At 68.6% G+C, this 20,442-nt stretch carries 16 protein-coding genes; 3 read left to right on the forward strand and 13 right to left on the reverse strand.

From position 1 onward, the window contains the following. Positions 1-60: 60 nt before the first annotated feature. From C3942_RS06475 to C3942_RS06500, 6 genes are all read right to left on the reverse strand, one after another. The gene (locus C3942_RS06475; protein ID WP_104229566.1) at positions 61-1,566 is read right to left on the reverse strand and encodes a serine hydrolase domain-containing protein; all 1,506 of its coding nucleotides are present in this window, start codon (positions 1,564-1,566) and stop codon (positions 61-63) included. Between the two features lie 144 nt (positions 1,567-1,710). Next, positions 1,711-3,417, reverse strand: coding sequence for a class I adenylate-forming enzyme family protein (locus C3942_RS06480; protein ID WP_104229567.1), 1,707 nt, complete (start codon positions 3,415-3,417; stop codon positions 1,711-1,713). A gap of 10 nt (positions 3,418-3,427) precedes the next feature. Beyond that, positions 3,428-4,618, reverse strand: coding sequence for an FAS1-like dehydratase domain-containing protein (locus C3942_RS06485; protein ID WP_104229568.1), 1,191 nt, complete (start codon positions 4,616-4,618; stop codon positions 3,428-3,430). Between the two features lie 179 nt (positions 4,619-4,797). Next, positions 4,798-5,133, reverse strand: coding sequence for a Rieske (2Fe-2S) protein (locus C3942_RS06490; protein WP_104229569.1), 336 nt, complete (start codon positions 5,131-5,133; stop codon positions 4,798-4,800). A gap of 7 nt (positions 5,134-5,140) precedes the next feature. Continuing rightward, complete coding sequence (locus C3942_RS06495; RefSeq protein ID WP_104229570.1) at positions 5,141-6,553, reverse strand: aromatic ring-hydroxylating oxygenase subunit alpha; 1,413 nt, start codon at positions 6,551-6,553, stop codon at positions 5,141-5,143. A gap of 26 nt (positions 6,554-6,579) precedes the next feature. Beyond that, complete coding sequence (locus C3942_RS06500; protein ID WP_104229571.1) at positions 6,580-7,860, reverse strand: amidohydrolase family protein; 1,281 nt, start codon at positions 7,858-7,860, stop codon at positions 6,580-6,582. Between the two features lie 184 nt (positions 7,861-8,044). On the opposite strand from C3942_RS06500, the gene C3942_RS06505 reads away from it, so the two are divergent. The 3 genes from C3942_RS06505 to C3942_RS06515 all read left to right on the forward strand — a co-directional run bounded on the left by C3942_RS06505 (position 8,045) and on the right by C3942_RS06515 (position 13,370). Further along, positions 8,045-8,527 carry a VOC family protein gene (locus C3942_RS06505; RefSeq protein ID WP_104229572.1) on the forward strand — a complete coding sequence of 161 codons (483 nt, stop codon included), beginning with the start codon at positions 8,045-8,047 and terminating at the stop codon, positions 8,525-8,527. A 153-nt stretch (positions 8,528-8,680) separates the two neighbouring features. After that, positions 8,681-12,154 (forward strand): indolepyruvate ferredoxin oxidoreductase family protein, encoded by a 3,474-nt coding sequence (locus tag C3942_RS06510; protein ID WP_104229573.1) that lies wholly within the window; start codon positions 8,681-8,683, stop codon positions 12,152-12,154. Positions 12,155-12,368: 214 nt separating this feature from the next. Then, positions 12,369-13,370 (forward strand): NAD-dependent epimerase/dehydratase family protein, encoded by a 1,002-nt coding sequence (locus C3942_RS06515; protein WP_104229574.1) that lies wholly within the window; start codon positions 12,369-12,371, stop codon positions 13,368-13,370. A 215-nt stretch (positions 13,371-13,585) separates the two neighbouring features. On the opposite strand, the gene C3942_RS06520 is transcribed toward C3942_RS06515, so the two are convergent. The 7 genes from C3942_RS06520 to C3942_RS06550 are packed head-to-tail and all read right to left on the reverse strand — an operon-like array spanning position 13,586 to position 20,438. Continuing rightward, a complete protein-coding gene (locus C3942_RS06520; RefSeq protein WP_104229575.1) occupies positions 13,586-14,860 on the reverse strand; it encodes a hypothetical protein in 1,275 nt (424 codons plus the stop codon). Then, positions 14,857-15,888, reverse strand: a complete 1,032-nt coding sequence (locus C3942_RS06525; protein ID WP_104229576.1) for an aldo/keto reductase — start codon at positions 15,886-15,888, stop codon at positions 14,857-14,859. The genes C3942_RS06520 and C3942_RS06525 overlap by 4 nt, the downstream gene beginning before the upstream one ends. Positions 15,889-15,893: 5 nt before the next feature. Beyond that, complete coding sequence (locus tag C3942_RS06530) at positions 15,894-16,916, reverse strand: enoyl-CoA hydratase/isomerase family protein (protein ID WP_104229577.1); 1,023 nt, start codon at positions 16,914-16,916, stop codon at positions 15,894-15,896. A 33-nt stretch (positions 16,917-16,949) separates the two neighbouring features. Beyond that, the gene (locus tag C3942_RS06535; protein ID WP_104229578.1) at positions 16,950-17,477 is read right to left on the reverse strand and encodes a cupin domain-containing protein; all 528 of its coding nucleotides are present in this window, start codon (positions 17,475-17,477) and stop codon (positions 16,950-16,952) included. A gap of 1 nt (position 17,478) precedes the next feature. Next, the gene (locus tag C3942_RS06540; protein WP_104229579.1) at positions 17,479-19,209 is read right to left on the reverse strand and encodes an FAD-dependent oxidoreductase; all 1,731 of its coding nucleotides are present in this window, start codon (positions 19,207-19,209) and stop codon (positions 17,479-17,481) included. A gap of 47 nt (positions 19,210-19,256) precedes the next feature. Next, complete coding sequence (locus C3942_RS06545; protein ID WP_104229580.1) at positions 19,257-19,580, reverse strand: 2Fe-2S iron-sulfur cluster-binding protein; 324 nt, start codon at positions 19,578-19,580, stop codon at positions 19,257-19,259. Between the two features lie 18 nt (positions 19,581-19,598). After that, positions 19,599-20,438: an SDR family NAD(P)-dependent oxidoreductase gene (locus C3942_RS06550; RefSeq protein ID WP_104229581.1), complete on the reverse strand. Its 840-nt coding sequence runs from the start codon at positions 20,436-20,438 to the stop codon at positions 19,599-19,601. Positions 20,439-20,442: the final 4 nt, after the last annotated feature.

Consider the following 20,442-nt stretch of genomic DNA (forward strand, 5'->3'; position numbering starts at 1 on the left):
AAGGCCCGCCGGATGGCGGGCCTTCTGCTTTCAGGACCATCGCGTATCCCGCGCGGCGCCTCAGCGCGCGCCGTGCGCCTCGAGATGCTTGCCCACGGCCGTCAGCATCGCCTCCCACTCTTTTTGCGCGATGCTGTCGATCGGGTCGTTGCCGAAGCGGACACCGACCATGTTCAGCGAGGGCGCCACGCTGACGAGCTGGAGCCCGTAGCCCTGCGCCGTGTAGTTGCCGGACTCCACTCCGCCCCAGTGCGGCCACATGTAGCCGCGCGGGCCGCCGCCGGTCGCCTCGTCGTAGTTGTGCGAGGCATTGACCCAGGCCCGGGGGATGATCTGCTTTCCGTCGACGCTGCGGCCGCCGTTGCGGTGCAGTTCCCCGAAGCGGAGCATGTCCCGGGGCGTCGCATGCAGTCCCATCGATGCAAAGGTATTGCCCAGGCGATCGACCATCACCAGCGCATCGTCCTGCATGCCCGCAGGCCGCCAGATCTTCTCCGACAGGATCTGCGCATAGGGCTTCTGGTAGACCCGCTCCAGCAGCCAGGCCAGCATCTGCGCATCGGCGCTGTTATAGCGGTAGTGATCGCCCGGAGGCGACACGCGCGTGAGCTTCAGCAGGTACTCGTCGCGCGTCATGCCGACCAGGCCGTTCGAGTGGAAGTCCGCCCCCATCAGGACCAGCTGCTCGGGCTGGTGTACCGGCACGTCGACCCAGTAGGTGCCCGACTCCATATGCAGCAGGTCCTCGATGCTGACGCCCTCCCAGACCGTGCCGGCCGCCTCGGGGATGTACTGCTTGATGGGATCATGGATCGAGCGGACCCGGCCCTCTTCGACGGCGATGCCCACCAGCGAGGTCGTGACCGACTTGGTGACCGACCACATGTGGTGGCGGGTCCTGGCGTTGAAGCCGTTCTCGTAGTCGTCGTAGATGAAGCGGCCCTTGTGCATGAACGCGACCGCGTTGGTGGAGCCGCTCTGCATGAACTGGTCGACGGTGCGCGTCCGTCCATTGATCTCGTAGGTGACCTGGCCGAGATCCAGCTTCGATTCGGGCAGCGCTGCGGCGGCGGGGTCCGCCCTTACCACGTTGGTCGGCAGCACCACGATCAGCGTCGTCGCATCCACCGGCAGCAGCAGGATCGAATACTCGCCGCTCATCGTGTCCTGCAGCAGCCGCTCCGGCTGCCCGCCCAGCAGCAGCTTGGCACGCGCCTGCAGCAGCCCCACCAGCGGGCCCATGCCGGGAATGAACTCATGCGGGGTCGGGTAGAAACGGCCCAGGTGCATCGCCACGATGTTGCCGAGCCCATCGGGCAAGGTCAGGATCGCCGCGAGCGCCGCAACGGGGTCGTTCGGCAAGGAGTACAGCCCCGCGCGCTCGACGACGTGCAGCAGCTCCTGCGCCAGGATCACCCCTTCGTTGGGCGGCTCGGACGTCCCATCGTCCGCACGCGGCAGTTCGGCCGGCGGCGTCGGCCCGGGCTGCGAACTCCCCCCGCAGGCCGCCAGCACCAGGGACATGGCTCCTGCGCACAGCAGGCGCCCCAGGACGGATCGATTCATGGCTCCCCCTCTTGATCGCCATTTTTGCAATGGCTGCTCTAGTAATGGGGCGAGTATGCCGCAATCGCCCAGGGGCGGGCAGCGCTGCGATGGGGGCTTGCCTTCAGGACCGGGGCGGCTGGCCCGGCCGGCCCTGGGGAATGTTCAGGCTGCTGCCAGCCGCTTCCCCGCCAGTTCCCGCAAGGCCCCCGTCTTGACCTTGCCGTTGCCGGTCACCTGCACCTCGGCCTCGTCCAGCAGCAGCACGCGGCGCGGTACCTTGAAGCTGGCCAGGCGTTCCTTGAGGAAGGCCTGCACGGTGGCCTCGTCGATCGCGGCGCCGTCCTGCGGCACCACGCAGCTCACCACCATCTCGCCCAGGGTGGCATGCGGCACGCCCACGGTCTGGCCGCGCTTGACGCCCGGGCACAGCGCCAGCACCGCGTCGATCTCCAGCGGCGAGACATTGGCGCCGCCGGTCTTGATGATCTCGGTGAGGCGGCCCTCCCAGTACAGGCGGCCGATCTCGTCGACGTAGCCGCCGTCGCCGGTGCGGTAGTAGCCCTCGTCGTCCAGGCTGTCCTCCACCGCCTTGCCGATGTAGCCGAGCATCAGCGTCGGGCCCTTGATGCAGACCTCGCCGCGCTGGCCGCGCGGCACGACCGCGCCGGTATCCGGATCGATGATCTTGAGGATGTTGCCCGGCAGCGGCTCGCCGGCGCTGCCGGCGTACTGCTCCGGCGAGGTGTCGGCGGAATACGAGGTGGCGGCGGTGTTGGTCTCGGTGGTGCCGAAGGTCATCGGCAGGCGCCAGTCGCTCTTCACCGTCGGGTGCGTCTTCAGCAGGTCCGAGTTGGTGATGTAGTGCAGCGAGCGGAGGTCCGCGGTGGCCCAGTTGGGTGCCTCCTGCAGCCGCGTCCACTGGTGCGGGCGGCCCGACAGGTAGTTCACCCGCTCGCTTTCCCAGAGCCTGAGCGCCAGTTCCGGCTCGAAATAGGGCTGCAGCACGATGGTACCGCCGGTGGACAGGGCCACGCCGACGATCATGGTGATGTTGCCGGACCAGAAAAAGCCGTTGCCGGTCCAGGCCCGCGCCGGGCCCTTCACGCTCATCACGCGCGGCCAGCGCCACCACTGGATGGCGAAGGCGCGCTGGGCATGCAGGATGCCCTTCGGCGTGCTGGTGGTGCCCGAGGAGAAGAACAGCCCGCCGGCATCCGCAGGCGCAACGCTGGCCGCGCGCGCCTCGACCAGCGAAACCGGCACCTCCCGGCCACGCGCCAGGAAAGCCTGCCAGGATTCGAAGCACGGTGCCTGCAGGTCGGCGGCATCACCGCCCGTGACCGACTCCAGCCGAACCAGCTGCTTGAGGAAGGGAAACTTCGCCGACTGCAGCCGGGCGGGCCCGGCCCGCCGCAGCGCCGGCTCCAGTTCGGCCAGCACGGCACCGAAGTCGCGCTTCAGCACGCGGCCATCGAACAGCAGCACGGAGATGCCGGAAGCGGCGATCAGCTGCTCCAGCTCGGCCGGCGTGGAGAAGGTGCTCAGCGCCACCGATACGCCGCCGGCCAGGCCGATGCCGAAGACCGCCGACAGGTACTCCGGCCGGTTGACCATCAGGATGCCGACGCGGCTGTCCTTGCCGACGCCGCTGGCGATCAGCGCCTGGGCGACCTCGACGGACTTGCTCCACAGCGTGCCGTAGGACCAGCGCAGCATGCCATCGGCGGTCGGCATGCACAGCGCCTCCGCCGTGCCGTGGCGCTGCGTCACCTCGCGCAGGTAGCCCGGGATGGTGTGCGCGCCCTGCCCGGGCTCGTCCCGCAGCGGCGGACCCCGGACGATCGACAGCGGCGGCGTGGCGGTGCTCATCGGACGCAACTCAGTAGGGCAGCTGCACTTCGGCAGTGCCCTTGAGGATCTGCTCGCCCGTCTGCGTGGTCATCTTCACCTCGATCACCACGACCGGGCAGCCGTAGGGCGAATTGACCTGCTTGTCCACCACCGTGCCGTCGATGTAGGTGATGTCACCCTCGAAGGCCGGACTGCGGAACTGGGTCTTGGAATGCCAGACGAAACCGTCGTGGCCGGCCCAGTAGGACACGTAGTCGACGTGCCAGGCGTTCATCGAGGCCCCGTAGCCGTACATGCCGCCCATGCCGACGTTGGCGGCCTTCTCCAGGTTCACGTGACCGCTGGAGGGGCCGTGATACAGGCCGTCGCCCTGGCGCGGATCGATCTTGCGGGCGCTGTAGTCATACGTCATGTCCTTGGCGAACCCGGCGTCCGCCGTGGCGGGGTCGATCACGCCCTCGGGCACGTTCCAGCGCCAGGTGCCCCAGATGTTCTGGCGGAAGGCGCGGTATTCGGTGACGAAAGTGGCGATGGAATGGGGGCCGACGACGCGGCGCGGCAGCTTGTCGCCGGGCTTCACGTCGGCCCAGAGCGGCGACTTGCCCTCGCGGTTCGACAGGATCCAGTCGAAGCGAAGCTTGGCGATCTCGGCGAGTTCCTGCTGGTCCCAGCGCTTGGGGCTGGCCTTCTCCTTGCCGTAGACCTTGCGTTTGTTGGCCTCCTCGATCAGGTAGCGGATCGAAGTGGCGCGCTCGCGGGCCACCAGCACGCCATCCTGGTTGCGGTGCTCGGTGTCGCCGCGCTGGAAGACCGTGGGACCGCCGAAACTGGTGTCCTTGACGTCGTAGCCGTCGAAGCGGCGCTTCTGGAACAGCTTGTCGCCCGGGCGGATCGGCGCGCCGAACCACCACCATTCCTCGCCGCCGAAGATCAGGTGGCTGCCGGGAATCTTGCCGACGCCGGCCGGGTGGCATCCGTGGCCGTAGTCCATCGCCACGGCGAAGGACTGCGGCGCGACGATGCCGCCGAACTTCGACCTGGCCGCGAACTCCTGGTCCCAGTGGATCGGGTTGGCATAGTCCATCGCCATGACCCAGCGGCGGATGTCGGTGGCGTTGCAGGGATCCCAGAGCTCGGCGAAGACCACCGGCTTTCCGACCCATTTGTCCAGGTCGCTCAGATCGAGAACGGCCGAACCTTCTTTGACAGGAGCATTCATCGCAAGACCCTCTCAGTGTCCCGCCAGCCGGCGCCGCCCAGGCAGCAACGGCCCATTGTGGAAGATATACCTGCTGTGGATTCTAGGGAGTGCCCGGCGCCGCATCCCGGCAGGGTGTGCGGGGCGATCTACAGTTAGTGCAAACGTCCCCCTCTCCCGCAAGCGGGCGAGGGGAATACCTACACCAGCACCTCGATATCATCCCCCGACACCCGCACCTCATACGTGGCGACCGGCAGCTTGGCCGGCAGGTTCAGCGCGGCACCGGTGGCCAGGTCGAAGCGCGCGCCGTGCACCGGGCAGGCGATCCAGCCATTGCCCATGCGGCCTCGCTCCAGCGGCTTCTCGTTGTGCGAGCAGACGTTGGAGATGGCGAACAGCTTGTCGTTGTTGTTGCACACCAGGATGCACCGGGCCCCGACCTGCACCGCCTTCTTGGTGTTGGCGGGCAGGTCGGCCAGCTTCAGGACCGGGGTGAACGTGGCCGCTGCCGCGGCGTTGGCTTCCGTGCTCACTCCGGTCTCAGGCCTTCTTCATCCCGACATAGCGTTCGACGGCCTGCTCGAAGTGGCGGATGCGGATTTCCTGGTAGTTGCCCAGGGTCAGGCCACGCTTGGCGCTGGCCTCGATGCCCTCCTGCTGCAGGCCGACGTTGTCGGTGTCCTGGTCGAGGATGGCTCCGAAGCCGGGGTCCATGCCCTCGGCCTCGGTGAAGGACTGGTCGTCGCGCAGGTGGATCGGCTCGGCCGGCATCGGTCGCTTGCCGTCCTTGGGCACCGGCCGCAGGAACAGCACCTCGTAGAGGCTCTTGCGGTGGTCGTTCCTGTCCGGGCGGAAGCGGTAGACCATCGGCAGCGAGATGCCGGGGAACAGGAAGGTATTGGGGAACACCGTGTAGGAGAAGCAGTCCAGCAGCTCCGAGTCGGAGACCTTGGACAGGTCGGTGTTGGTGGCCTTCTCGAACATGCCGCGGAACATCTCGGCCATCACCGCGCGCGCGGTGCCGCCTTCCTTCACGGTGAACTTGGTGTCGCCCAGCGCGCTGGAGTCACCCAGGGTGAACTGGTTGAGGATGTCCTGCTCGCTGACCTGGCCGTACAGGTGCGGGCTGACCACGCCCAGGGTCGAGATGAAGCGGTCCACGTGCTCGCCGTAGACGTCGTACTGCGAGTTGGCGTCGCCGTTGGAGGGCGCCACCTGCGGGTGCGTCTCGATGACGTGGTAGGCCTCCTGGAAGGCCTCGATCGCCAGCTTCCAGTTGCAGGGCAGGCGCTTGGTCACGTGCAGGTAGACGTAGCGGTCCTGCAGGTTCCAGGCATCGATGTGCGCCTTGGCCTCGGGACCCAGGTACTCGGCCAGCGTCGGGGCGTTCTGGTCCATGTTGATGAACACGAAGCCGCCGATGCGCTCCACGCGCGCCTGCGGCAGCGTGAACTTCTTCGGGTCCACGTGCGGGAAGTCCCAGTGGCAGACGGTCTGCTTGTGCGAGCCGTCGAGGTTCCAGCTCCAGCCGTGGAAGCTGCACTTGAACTCCTCGGCGTTGCCCTCGGTGCCCGAGGCGCGCAGCTTGGTGCCGCGGTGGAGGCAGGCGTTGTAGTAGGCGCGGATCTCGTCCTCCGCCACGCGGGTGATGATGAAGGAGTAGTGGCCGATGTCGTAGACGTGGTAGTCGCCCACCTGCGGGATATGCTCCTCGCGGCAGGCGAACTGCCAGGTCTTCTTCCACAGCGTGTCCATCTCCAGCCTGGCGAAAGCCGGGTCGATGTAGCGGTCGGTGGAGATGTCCTCGTCGCCGAGGAAGCGGTAGGACTCCGAGCGCACCCAGCCGGGCGCGGCGACCTTGTCGGCCGCGATGATGTCCTGCGTGCTCGGGGCGCCGGGGCAGCGCGCGGCGCCCTTTTCCTTGAGCTCCTTCAGGGTGATGGTGTTGCTCATCGAATGTCTCCGGAATCTTGGATCGTTCAGGCAGCCGCGCGGCGCTGGACCGTGGCGCTGCCGTTCTTGTGGACCTGGCCGTCCTTCATGATCACGACCAGCCGCTGCGCATCGAGCAGCACGGACAGGTCGGCCAGCGGGTCGCCGTCGACCAGCAGCAGGTCGGCCAGGTAACCCTCCCGGACCTCGCCCAGCTTCTCGCCGTTGTCGAGGGTCATGGCCGCGCCGCCATGGGCGGTGGCGCAGCGCAGGGCCTCGACCGGGCTGTAGCCGTAGTACTTGACGAAGAAACCGAGGTCGCGGGCATTGGTGCCGTTGCGGCTCCAGGCAAAGCCGTAGTCGCCGCCGATCAGGTGGCGGATGCCGCGCTTGCGAAGTTCGGTGTGGGTCCTGATCGAGGCTTCGACCAGGCCGGGAATGCCCATGTAGCCGCCGATCTCGGCGGTGAGGCCGTTGGGAGCCGCCTCGTTGTTGACGATGCTGTGGAACAGGCTGACCGTGGGCGCGACGAAGACCTTGTCCCTGGCCGCCTCGAACAGGTCCAGCAGTTCCGGATCGGAGTACTCGCAGTGGTAGAGCATGTCCACGCCGGCGCGCAGGCAGGCCTTGCTGCCGGCGATCGAGCGGGTGTGGGCGTTGACGCGGCGGCCGTAGTCGTGGGCCGTCTCCACCGCCACGCGGATTTCGTCGAAGGTCATCGGCGTGGTGTGCGCCGGGGTGTTCGGATAGAACGGATCGCCGGAGACGTCGAGCTTGATGTTGTCGCAACCCTCGCGGCAGCAGAGCCGCACGGCCTTGCGCATCTCCTCGACGCCGTCGACGATGATCGACGGCCCCTTGCGCGGATTGTGCTCGCGGCTCTCGTCGCCCATGGCGCCGGTGACGGAGATCTCCAGCGAGCCGGCGCGGATGCGCGGCCCCTGCAGCAGGCCGGCGTTCACCGCATCGCGCACCGCCACGCCCAGGCGCAGCTTGGCCTCCGAGGCGCCCCAGGCGCTGGTGAAGCCATGATCCAGCAGCACCTTGGCGACGCGCGCGGTCAACAGCGTGTGCGCCTCCGGCGACGGCGTGATCAGGTCCTCGGTGGCGGTCACCGCCTCGAAGGACAGGTGGGCATGCCCCTCCGTCATGCCGGGCATCAGGAACATGCCGCGGGCGTCGATCACCTCGGCCCCGGCCGGCGCGATCTGGCCACGGCCCCTGGCCACGGCGCGCACGCGGTTGCCTTCCACCAGCACCTCACCCTCGAAAGGCGCGGCGCCGCTGGCGTCCCAGACCCTGGCGCCCGTGAATAGCGTCCTGTTCATCCAGCCTCTCTCCCGGCTTCTGCTTCCGGACGATTATGGCGACCACCCCCTCCCCGCCGAATGACCCGGACGGCAGGTGGATTTGCCTGCCACGGCCAGCACTTCCGACGGGCTGCCAGGGGGTCGCTAGACTCGATTCCCGACCCGCGGTGACACCCCGCCGCCCAGCCCGGAGCAAGGCCGAATGATCAGAGGCATCCACCACGTGGCCGTCCACGTCCGCGACCTCGACAAGATGATGAAGTTCTACAAGGACGCCTTCGGCTTCGAACGGGTCGGGGAGGTCTTCGCCTGGGACGACAGCGAGTTCATCGACCGCATCGTCGACGTGCCGAAGTCGGCCGCCAAGGGCGCCATGCTGCGCTGCGGCAGCTGCTACATGGAGTTGTTCGAGTACCAGCGCCCGGCGCCGGAATCCGCCGAGCCGAAGAGGCCCTACGACAAGGGCTATACCCACTTCTGCGTCGATGTCACTGATATCGAAAAGGAATTCATCCGCCTTCGCGAGCTGGGCATGCGCTTCCCGCAGGACGCCCCGATCGATGTCGGTCACGTGAAGACGATCTACGGCCGCGATCCGGAGGGCAACCTGATCGAAATCCAGCAGACCCAGGCCAACTGCGACTTCCCGCTGGCCAGGCTCGACCGGGAACCGACGCGTGGCTGATAGTCGGGCGCTGTCTGCCATCCATGGCGGGACTTCATCTCCCAATCCAACCCCGGGGCAGCCGTCCCTGGCCGTTCGTGACCCGCGGCAGGCGATGACATCCAGTCATCGCCAAGACGCCAAGGATCATCCCTCCATGCTGCTCGCACCGGTATGACCAAGTCCGTGACCACGCTGGACGACAAATACGTCCAGCCCGGCGGCCGGGTCTTCATGTCCTCCAACCAGGCGCTCGTGCGCCTGGTGCTGGAGCAGTCCCGCCGCGACCGCGCCCTGGGCCTGAAGACGGCCGGCTACATCTCCGGCTACCGCGGCTCGCCGCTGGGGGTCTACGACTCCGCGCTCTGGGGCGCGCAGAAGCTGCTGGACGCGCATGACATCCGCTTCGTCCCCGGCCTGAACGAGGAACTGGCGGTCAGCAGCATCCGCGGCACCCAGGAACTGGCCTGGTTCGGCAAATCCGAGTTCGAAGGCGTGTTCGGCCTCTGGTACGGCAAGGGCATCGGCGTGGACCGCGCCTGCGAGTCGCTCAAGCTCGGCAACCTCGAAGGCGCGGCCGCGAAGGGTGGCTTCCTCGCCGTGGCCGGCGACGACCACGGCGGCAAGTCCTCGGACAGCGCGCACCAGTCCGAGCACACGCTGATCGCCGCGATGCTGCCGATCCTGTACCCGGCCACCATCGGCGAGATCATCGAGTACGGCCTCGCCGGCTGGGCCATGTCGCGCTACAGCGGCTGCTACGTCGCGCTCAAGTGCATCACCGATACGCTGGACCTGTCCGGCAGCGTCGAGCTGCCGGACGCGCACCGCCCCTACGCCGTTCCCGCCGGCATCCAGATCCCGCCCGGCGGCCTGAACCTGCGGCAGAACCAGCCGGCCCTGGTCGAGGAGGATTTCCTCGTCAACCACCGCCTGCCGGCCGCCACCGCCTTCGCCCTGGCCAATGGCCTGGACCGCGTCGTCATCGACGGCCCGCGCCGCAGCCTGGCCATCGTCAGCGCCGGCAAGGCCTACCTCGACGTGCGCCAGGCCCTCGCTGACCTGGGCCTGGACGAGGCGCATTGCGCGCGCCTGGGCGTACGCCTCTACAAGCCCGGCCTGATCTGGCCGATGGCGAGCGACACGCTGGTGGACTTCGCCGCCGGCAGCAGCGCCGTGCTGGTGGTGGAAGAGAAGCGCCCGGTGATGGAAGACCAGGTCGCGCGCCAGCTCTATGCCATCGGCGCCGACCGCCGCCCGGCGCTGGCCGGCAAGCGCGACCTCGAAGGCGCGCCGCTGCTGCCCGCCGCCGGCGAGCTGGGCGTGCCGCAGCTGCGCCGGGCCATCCGCACCCTGCTCAGGCAGGTCGGCATCGTCGACCCGCAGGTGGAGGAGCATTACGCCCTGTTCCACGGCATCGAGACGCGCAGCCTGCAGGGCGGCGGCTCGGTGCGCCCGGCCTATTTCTGCTCCGGCTGCCCGCACAACACCAGCACGAAACTGCCCGACGGTTCCTTCGCCCTCGGCGGCATCGGCTGCCACGGCCTGGCCGCCGTGGTGATGGACCGCAAGACCATGCAGTTCATGCCCATGGGGCATGAAGGTTCTCCCTGGGCCGCGGTCGGCCCCTTCGTGGACACGCCGCATGTGTTCCAGAACATGGGCGACGGCACCTACTCGCATTCCGGCGTGCTGGCGATCCGCGCCTCGGTCGCGGCCAAGGCCAACATGACCTACAAGGTCCTGTACAACGACGCCGTGGCGATGACCGGCGGCCAGCCGGTGGAGCAGCAGATCACCCCGGTGGACATGGTCCACCAGCTGCTGTCCGAGGGCGTGCGTCCGGTGATGCTGGTATCCGACCATCCCGAGCAGTACCAGGGCGTTGCGCTGCCGAAGAACTCCAGCCTGCACCACCGCGACGAGCTGGACACGCTGCAGAAGCAGCTGCGCGAGATCAAGGGCGTCTCCGCCATCGTCTACGAACAGACCTGCGCCGCCGAGAAGCGCCGCCGCCGCAAGCGCGGCCTGATGCCGGACCCGGAGCAGCGCATCTTCATCAACTCCGATGTCTGCGAGGGCTGCGGCGACTGCTCGGTGCAGTCCAACTGCATCAGCGTGCTGCCGCTGGAGACCGAGTTCGGCCGCAAGCGCCAGATCGACCAGTCCAACTGCAACAAGGACTACTCCTGCGTGAAGGGCTTCTGCCCCTCCTTCGTCACCGTCACCGGCGCCAGGATCGCGAAGCGCAAGTCCGGCGACCCGCAGCGCCTGGAGCAGGCCATCGCCGCGCTGCCGGAACCGGCGCTGGCGGTGATGGAGGACCGGGGATACAACATCCTCGTCGCCGGCATCGGCGGCACCGGCGTGCTCACCATCGGCGCGCTGCTCGGCATGGCCGCGCATCTCGACGGCAGGGGCTGCACCATCCTCGACATGACGGGCATGGCCCAGAAGGGCGGCTCGGTCACCAGCCACATCCGCATCGGCCCGAACCCCGAGGGCATCTACAGCTCCCGCCTGTCGGAGGGCATGACCGACCTGCTGATGGCCTGCGACCTCATCGTCGGCTCCGGCATCGGCCAGCTGAAGACCCTGCGCCCCGGCCGGAGCACGGCCATCCTCAATACCGACGTCGCCCCCACCGGCGACTTCCAGAAGAACAAGCACCTCGATCTCGGCGAAGCGCGCATGCGCGAAGCCATCATCGAGGCCCTGTCCGGCGGTGCCGGGTTCTCGCTGCCCGCCAGCCGCCTCGCCACCGACCTCACCGGCGACAGCATCGGCACCAACATCCTGATGCTGGGCTATGCCGCGCAGAAGGGCCTGCTGCCGGTATCCCTCGCCTCGCTGCGGCAGGCGATCCGCCTCAACGGCGCCTTCGTGGAAGGCAACCTGCGCACCTTCGCCCTGGGCCGCCTGGCCGCCCACGCGCCGGAGGTTCTGGCGCAGGAACTCGCCCCGGCCCCCGTCGCGCCGCTGGAGACCGTGGAACAGGTGCTGGCCAGCCGCACGCGCCTGCTCACCGCCTACCAGGACGCCGCCTATGCGCAGCGCTACCGTGTCTTCGTCGAGGACATCCGCCGCCGCGTCGCCGCCGTGCCCGGCAGCGAAGCCTTCGTGCGCCAGGTGGCCCTGACCCTGGGCCGGCTGATGCAGTACAAGGACGAATACGAGGTCGCGCGCCTCTACACCGACCCGAAATTCATGCAGCGCCTGCGCGAGCAGTTCTCCGGCGACTTCCGGTTCAGCTTCAACCTCGCCTCGTCGGCGCTGTTCACCGGCAAGGACAGCCAGGGCCGCCCGAACAAGCGCCAGCTCGGCAGCTGGATGCTCTGGGCCTTCCGCCTGCTGGCGCCAATGAAGGTCCTGCGCGGCACGCCCTTCGACATCCTCGGCTACACCGCCGAGCGCCGCCTGGAGCGCCGCCTGATCCGCGAATACCAGGACCTGATCCCGGGCATCGCCGACCGCCTGAGCGCCGCCAACCTCGCCGCCGGCATCGAACTGGCACGCGCGGCCATCGACATCGCGGGCTATGGTCCGGTGAAGGAAGGCAATGCGGCGGCTTATGCAGCACAGTTGCCGGCGCTGAAAGAGGCCTTCGACCAGGCCACCCTGGCACCGCCCTCGCGCGCCGCGGCCTGAAAGTCGCCGTTCGCCCTGAGCTTGTCGAAGGGCGAACGGCAACTCGTCGACCGTGGACCGCTCCGCTCAGCTCGCCCCTGCGCAGCTTCGCCCCGGTACCCGCCCATTTCCCCCCGGGGCAAGTCCCATTGCCTCTCCATGGGGGTCTCCGCCTTTTACGCGCAGCCGGCGCCAGCCGAAGATGCGATAACCAGAGCAAAAGGAAGCTGACTCAATGCAAAGCCTGTCGGAAAAGCCGGTGCTGGTGGCCGGCGCCAGCGGTTTCGTCGGCAGCCACATCGCGCGCCTGCTGGTGCGGCGCGGCCGCAGGGTCCGGGTGCTGCTGCGCAGGACCAGCAAGCTGGATGCGATGCAGGGCCTGCCGGTGGAGATCGTGCACGGCGACGTACTGGATCCGGCCTCGCTGCGCGAGGCGATGGACGGCATCGGCACGGTGTTCTACAGCGTGCTGGATCCGCGCTTCTGGCTGACCGACACCACCCCGCTGCGCCGCAACAACGTCGAAGGCCTGGTGAACGCCATGGACGCGGCGCTGGCCGCCGGCGTCGAGCGCTTCATCTTCACCAGCACCATGGGCACGCTGGGCGTCAATCCCCACGGGCCGGTGACCGAGGACATTCCCTTCAACTGGCTCGACAAGGCTTCCGCCTACATCCAGACCCGGCTGGAGGCCGAGAACCGCTTCCTGGCCTGCTGCCGCGAAAAGGGCCTTCCCGGCGTGGCGCTGTGCATCGCCAACACCTACGGCCCCGAGGACTACCAGCCGACGCCGCATGGCAAGGCGCTCTGGGACACCGCCCGCGGCGCGATGAAGGCCGCGCTGGATGCCGGCGCGCCGACGGTGGACATCCGCGACGTCGCCGAGGCGGCGCTGCTGGCGGAGACCCGCGGCCGTACCGGCGAGCGCTACATCATCGCCAACGAGTTCATCGGCAACCGCGAGTTCTACGGCCAGGCCGCGGCGCTGCTGGGAAATCCGCCGCCCAGGATGATCCCGCTGCGGCTGGCCTACGGCATCGCCTGGGCGGCGGAGCGGGTGTTCAAGCTGATCGGGAAGAAGGACTACCTGGTCAGCACCGATGCCGTGTTCCTGTCCAACGTGTTCCAGCGGCTGGACAACGGCAAGGCACGGCGCGAACTGGGCTGGGAACCGCGGCCGATCCGGGAGACGGTACGGGATGCGGTGGCCTGGTATGCGGAGAGGGAGAAGCGGTGAAAAGCCAGGAGCCGGCGGAAGAGTTGCCGTTCGCCCTGAGCCTGTCGAAGGGTGGACGGCAGCCCGGTAGCGGAAGGGGGATGAAGTCCGTTCATGCTTCGACAAGCTCAGCACGAACGGACTTCGGCGGACTTACCAGTCGTTGTACTCCGCCTCGCGGCCCTCGACGGGACTGCTGAGGACGCTCATCTTGTAGCGCGGCATTTTCCCTCTCCTCAGGCGGCGGCGAGCAAGGCGCCGATGTCCTGCGTCTGCCACAGGTTCAGGACGTTGGTCAGCATCTGCAGCTGGCAGCGGGCCATCTCGTTGTCGCGCAGGCGCGGATCGTGGCACCCGCTCACCTGGCCCAGTTCCGGCACCAGCGCCTGCAGGTAGCGCGGCGCATCCAGCAGCCAGGCCCCGCCCATCAGGGCGGCGTAGAGCAGCACCTGGCGCTTCAGCCGCCGCGCATCCAGCGCCGGTCCGCCGGCACCGCGATACTCCGCGGCGAACAGCGCCAGCAGTCCGTCGAAGTGCCGGTCCCAGAGCCCCGTGTCTGCCGCGCTCATGGCCCCCCAGATCGCCATGGCGACGTTCATCTGGCTGACGCAGCCCCAGTCCAGCAGGCCGCAGTCCAGCTGCCCCTGTGCGTCGCGCCAGAACCAGGCGTTGTCGACGTTGGCGTTCCAGTGGCAGAGCGCGATGCTGTCCTGCTGGTCCCGCAGTTCGGCGCGGATGGCCTCGCCGGCCCGCGCGAGATCCGGGGCCTCGCGCTCCAGCCTCGCGATGAAGCCGGGGTCCCGGATGTTGCCCGGCAGCAGCCCGGGATGCGCCGCCGCGAAGACACCGTACTGCGCCGCGCGCCGCTGCAGCTGCGCGGCGGAGCAAGGCGCCCGCTCGCCCACCGTCAGCTTGGAAGGATCGAAGGGAAACTGCTCCGAAACCCCCGCCGGCAGGCGGCCGGCACGGTGCGCCCCCGCCAGCCGCGCCAGGGCCCGCAGCAGGGCCTGGTAGTGCGCCAGCGGTTCCGGGAGTTCGTCATCGCGGCACTTGTCGTAGTGCCGCTCGATGCCTTCCGTCCCGAAGCCGATGCGCTGCGTGATCAGCAGGCCCGTGCCGGATCCGGCGTGGTAGTCGGCGAAGCAGCAGGCGGCAGTGGCGATGGGAAAGCCGGGCATGCGGCTCAGCCGCGCAAAGCGCACCTCCGGCTCCATCTGCATGCGTCCCTGGTCGCGCGCCGGGTCCTCGAAGTCGCGCGAGAACTTCACGAACAGGTCCCGGTGCAGGCCCGGTGCCGGCTGCCCGTAGGCCACCGACAGCAGGAGCTTGCGGCCGGTGCTGCCGCCGGGGCATTCGTCGAAGCGGGCGATGCGCTCGACCCGGTTCTCCGGCCCCAGGAAGCCGGCGGCGCGGAAGGCGCGGGTCAGGAATTCCGTCCCTCCTTCGCGCAGCGCCGCCGGATGGGCCGGCATCTCCAGGCCCAGGGCATCTCCTGGCACCCAGTCGGTCATTTGCCGGCGAGCGCCTTGGAGACGCGGCGGTCCGGCATGATCCAGTCCGACGAGGGATAGACCGGCGTGATCGCCGTCGCCTCGTCCAGTTCCGCCAGGTCCTCCTCCGGCAGCTTCAGGCGGGCCGCGCCGAGGTTGTCCTCCAGCTGGTGCAGCCGGGTGGCGCCGAGCAGCACGCTGGTCACGCCCGGGCGCGCCAGCAGCCAGGCGATGGCCACCTGGGCCACGCTGGCCGAGCGCGTCGATGCGATGCGCCGCATCCGTTCCAGCAGCGCGAAGCCGCGCTCGCGGTCGAAGCGCAGCATGTCGAAGCCCGAGAAGCGGTTGTCGGGCCGCGTCAGGTCCTCGCGCGTGTAGGCGCCGCTGAGGAAGCCATAGGCCAGCGGGCTCCAGGCCGTCAGGCCCAGGCCGTAGCGCCGCATCATCGGCAGCACGTCGCGCTCCACGTCGCGACCCAGCAGCGAGTAGTACATCTGGCCATGGGTGAAGGGAGCCAGGCCATGGGCCTTCTGGATCTCCAGCGCCGCGGCCGCCTTCCAGGCCGACCAGTTGGAGAAGCCGAGGTAGCGCACCTTGCCGGCGCGCACCACGGCGTCGAAGGCTTCCAGCGTCTCCTCCAGCGGCGTATGCGGGTCCTCGCAGTGGGCGACGTAGCAGTCGATCCAGTCCGTCCCCAGGCGCCGCAGGCTCTGCTCCACCGACCAGAGGATGTGGCGCCGCGACAGGCCGCTGCGCAGCAGTGTCCGGTCGCCGCCGCGGTTGCCGACCTTGGTGGTGATCACCACCCGGTCGCGGCGGCCCTTGAGCGCCGCACCCAGCAGCGTCTCCGACTCGCCGTCGGCGTAGACGTCGGCGGTATCGAAGAAGTTGACGCCGGCATCCAGCGCCTTGCCCACCAGTTCGTCCGCCAGCCCGGCACCGACCTTGTAGACCGAGCCGAGCGAGCGGTTGCCCTGCGTGAAGGTCAGCGCGCCGAAGCCCAGCCGCGAGACGATCAGGCCGGTGCTGCCGAGCGGGGCGTACTGCATGGCCCCTACTTCGCCGCCTTGCGGCCCGAGCGGCTCAGGCGGAATTCCGGCGGGTACTGGCCGTCGTTGTCCTTAACCGCATTGTTGAGGCCCTTGCCGAAGGTTTCCTTGTTCAGCGTCAGCTCCTCGGCATCGTTGCGCACCGCCGGGAACATGCCTTCCAGCCAGGACGTCAGCAGGCTGCCCATGTACTCGCCCTGGTACTGCTTCATGATCTCGAAGAAGTGCTTCTGCATCACCACCACGTCGGTCGGGCGGGTGCGGCTGCAGGCCAGGGCGTACTTCTCCACGGTGGCGTCGAGCTGGTCGCGCGGCACGACGCTGTTGAGGAAGTTGCAGTCGTACATCTCCTTGGCGGTGAAGGGGCGGCCGGTGAAGACCATCTCCTGGAACTTGCGCATGCCCATGGTCTGCGCCCACTGCCACATGCGCGGGCCCCAGCCGACGTAGCGGAACGAGGGATGGCCGAACAGCGCGTCGTCCGAGGAGATCACCAGGTCGGCATCGGCGGCCTGGTAGAAGTGCCAGCCGTAGCAGTAGCCCTTGACCTCGAGGATGCTGATCTTCTTGAAGTCCTGCAGGCTGCGGCAGCCGAAGTTCTGGTTGGCATAGAGCTGGTTGAGCTGTCCCAGGTAGCGGTAGCTGCCCTTGGGCGGATACTTCACGCCCTCGTCGGCACCGATGCGGAACTCGTGCAGCAGCGAGTAGTCGCCCTCGGCATTGAGCATCTCCTCCTGCTCCGGCAGGTCCGCACCGGCGCCCAGGTTGTTGCCCACGCCCCGGATCACCAGCACCTTCACGTCGTCGTCGACGTTGGCGCGGTGGATCAGGTCGGAGTAGCGCAGGCGCGCGGCGATGGTCGGCGCGTTGAGTTGGTCCGGACGGTTCAGCGTGATCGTGGCGATCTTGGTCCTGGGGTCCTTGGAGTAGAGGATGATGTCCTCGGGCTTCGGACGCTCGGGCTTCGCCGCCTGCGGCGCGGCTTTCCTGGTCGGCTTCTTCGCGGGCTTCTTCGTGCTGCGGGCCATGGTTTCCTCCGGTATGTGGATGCTTTGTTCCTATCAGCGCGCCGAGGGCGGAAGCTCGTCGCGCCAGGCCTGCGCGTTGTCGCGGAAGGCCCTGATCATTCGGTCCCAGGCGCCCTCGCGACCGCCCATCAGGCTGATGCTGAACTGCGTGGCATTGCGGAACTCCAGCAACTCCACCCCCTGCGGCCCCGCCTCGTAGGCGTAGGCGGCCTGCGCCGGCACGAACAGCCCATCACCCTTGCCCAGCCGCTCCTTGCCGATGCGCAGGCTGCCCGCGAGGATGTAGTACAGGCAGTCACCGTCATGGCGGTGCGGCGGCAGCACGTAGCCGCTCTTGAACCAGAGGTAGACCAGGCTGGGGCCGTCCTCGCCCGGGCGGCCGAACAGCAGCAGGTTCTTCTCGCCCTTGCCCGCCACCACACCCGCCTCCGCCAGCCGGGCCAGGCCGGCGCGGACCTCGTCGCTCACCGGGCCCGTGCCCATGGTCTCCGGCCCCAGCGCCGTGGCCTCGCTCCCGCGGAAGACCCGCAGGCGCGGCTCCCCGCGGACTTCGTCGCCCACCTCAGGCCGCCGCCTTGCCGGCCGGCACCGGGTCCTGGCCCTGGGCGCACGCGGCGATATGGTTGGCGGCGACATAGCCGAAGGTCATCGCGGGACCGATGGTGCCGCCGGCACCCGGGTAGCAGTTGCCGAAGGGACTGCCGGCGTTGTTGCCGGCCGCATAGAGTCCCGGGATCGGCCGGTCCTGCGTGTCCAGCACCCGCGCATGGGCGTCGGCCTTCAACCCTCCCTTGGTCCCGAGATCGCCCAGGTTGATCGGCACGGCATAGAACGGCGCGCGGTCGATGGCACCGAGGCAGGGGTTCGGCTTGACGTTGGCGTCGCCGAACATCTGGTCGTAGGCGTTGCTGCCGCGGCCGAACTCCGGGTCGATGCCGGTCCGGGCGTATTCGTTCATGTTGCCGACCGTGGTCTTCAGCGCGGCCGCCGGCACATGGATCTTCGCCGCCAGGGCCTCGATGCTGTCGGCGCGGAAGATGTAGTGGTCCCACCAGTCGGGCGGAATCCGGCGGTCGGGCATCAGGATCGTCGGCAGGATGCCGCCGGCGGTGAATTTCTCGCGGAAGCTCGCGTCGAACACCAGCCAGCAGGGCGTGTTGGCGCCGGTCCTGAGCTGGTCGGCCACCATGGCCTTGCCGAAGTCGTCGTAGCCGGTGGCTTCATCGACGAAACGCAGGCCCAGGCGGTTCACCGCCACGCTGTGGGGGCGGCCCACGTCGAAGGCGGCCTGGTGGATTTCCTCGAAATTGGAGGCCTTGGGCATCGGCACGTGCATGGTCGGAATCCACCAGCCGGCGTCGGTGTGCTCGGTGGCCGCGCCCACCTTCAGGCCCGCCAGCAGGCCTTCGCCGCGATTGGCATCCTCCGGCGTGCTGCTGTGCCGCGCCAGGCCCGGCACCGGGAAGTAGCGCTCGCGCAGTTCCTGGTTCCACTCGAAACCGCCGGCGCAGAGCACCACGCCGTGGCGCGCGGCGATCTCGTAGACGCGGCCGAAGTGGCTGACCCTGACGCCGGTCACCCGGCCTCCGGCGGTCACCAACTCGTCCAGCTTCGTGTCCAGGCGGAGCTGCACGCCCCGCTCGAAGACCTTCTTGTACAGCCAGCCCATCAGGGCGGCTCCCATGGTGAAGCGGCGGTCGCGGGCGGTCAGCCGGCGCGTATCGAAGTCGGTCCAGTAGCGCCAGAACATCTTGATGAAGGTCATCACCCAGCCCTTGGCGCGGGTGGACAGGGAGAAGAACTCCATCACGTCCATCGAGTAGCGGCCGAAGACCTTGAAGCGGTTGTACTGCTCGCGCATCAGCGGGAAGAAGCGGCCGAGCTGCGGCCCGTCGAAGGTATCGACGATCAGCGAGCGGTCGGCGCGGGCATCCGGCGCCCCCTGGTAATAGTCCGGCCAGGCCGCGACGCCGAGGGGGATGCCCTGGTCCTTGATGAACCGCGCCATCGCCGGCGCATGGTCCAGGTAGGCATCGAGGCGGTCGCGCTGCACCGGTCCGGTCATGACGCTGCCGAGATAGCTCAGCGTCTTCTCGCGGTTGTCGTCGCTGGGGCCCAGCTTGTTGTCGGGCACCCAGAGCACGCCGCCGGAGGTGGCCGAGGTGCCGCCGAACTTGTGGGCCTTCTCCACCACCAGCACCGACAGGCCGCGCTCGGCGGCGCGCAGGGCCGCCACCGCGCCGGCGGCGCCGGAGCCGACGACGACCACGTCAAAGGTTTCGCTTGCGCTCATCGCTCTCTCCAGCCAGCGAAGCGCCCCCGGAAGGGGCGGTTGGGGTTTCAGAAGCTCGGGGCGACGGTGACCCGCAGGCCATCCAGTTCGTCGCGCAGGCGGATCTGGCAGCACAGGCGGCTGTTCGGCTGCACGTCCGGCGCCATGTCCAGCGTCCCGGTCTCCACCTCGTCGGGCTTGCCGGTCCTGGCCTCCCAGGCGGCATCGACGTAGACATGGCAGGTGGCGCAGGCACAACTGCCGCCGCAGTCGCCGAGGATGCCCTCGACGCCGTTGAAGCGGCCGACTTCCATCATCGATTCGCCCGCCGCGATGTTCTCGATCGTCTTCTCGACGCCGTTGGCCTGGACGAAGGTGACCTTGATACCCATTGCTTTCCGTAGTCCTGTTTACGAGGCCAGCGCCTGGGCGCGGGCCTCCATGATTTCGCGCAGGTGGTTGACCGGATCGCCGGCCGTGATGCCGCCATCCACCGGCAGCACCGTGCCGGTGATCTGGGCCGAGCGGTCGCCGACCATGAACAGCACCACCTGGGCCACGTCTTCCGGGCGGCCGGTGCGCTTCAGCGGCTGGTTGACGTCGAAGGCCGCGCCCACCGCCTGCTTCACCCGCTCCGCCACCTCCGGGCTGATGCCCGGCGGCGCGAAGGAGGTCAGCGGCGTGCGGATATGGCCCGGCGCCAGGCAGTTGAGGCGGATGTTGTACTCGGCAAAGTCGATCGCCAGCGACTTGCTCAGCATGATCACCGCCGCCTTGGTCGCCCGGTAGGTCATCAGCGCCTGGCCGGGCAGCACGCCGGCGATGGAGGCGTTGTTGAGGATCACGCCGCCGCCGTTCCTCGACATATGGCGCGCCGCCGCCTGGCAGCCCACCATCACGCCGAAGAGGTTGATGCCGACCACGTGCTGGAAGTCCTCCAGCTTGTCGTCGAGGAAGCGGGCATGCTGCGCGCCGGAGATGCCGGCGTTGTTGAACATGATGTGCAGGCCGCCGAACTGCTCGATGGCGAAGGCCACCAGGGCCTCCACCTCGTCCTTCTTCGAGACGTCGGTGCGCTTGAACCGCGCGTGGGGGCCCAGCTGGGCGACCAGTTCCTGCCCCTGGGCCTCGTTGACGTCCGCCAGCACCACCCTGGCCCCTTCGGCGACGAACAGCTCCACGGTCGCCCGGCCGATGCCGCTGGCGCCGCCGGTGACGATCGCCACCTTTCCCGCGAGTTCCTGGCCCACGCCC

Origin of the sequence: Solimonas fluminis (assembly GCF_002930645.1) — a bacterium.
Lineage (GTDB): Bacteria > Pseudomonadota > Gammaproteobacteria > Nevskiales > Nevskiaceae > Solimonas_A > Solimonas_A fluminis.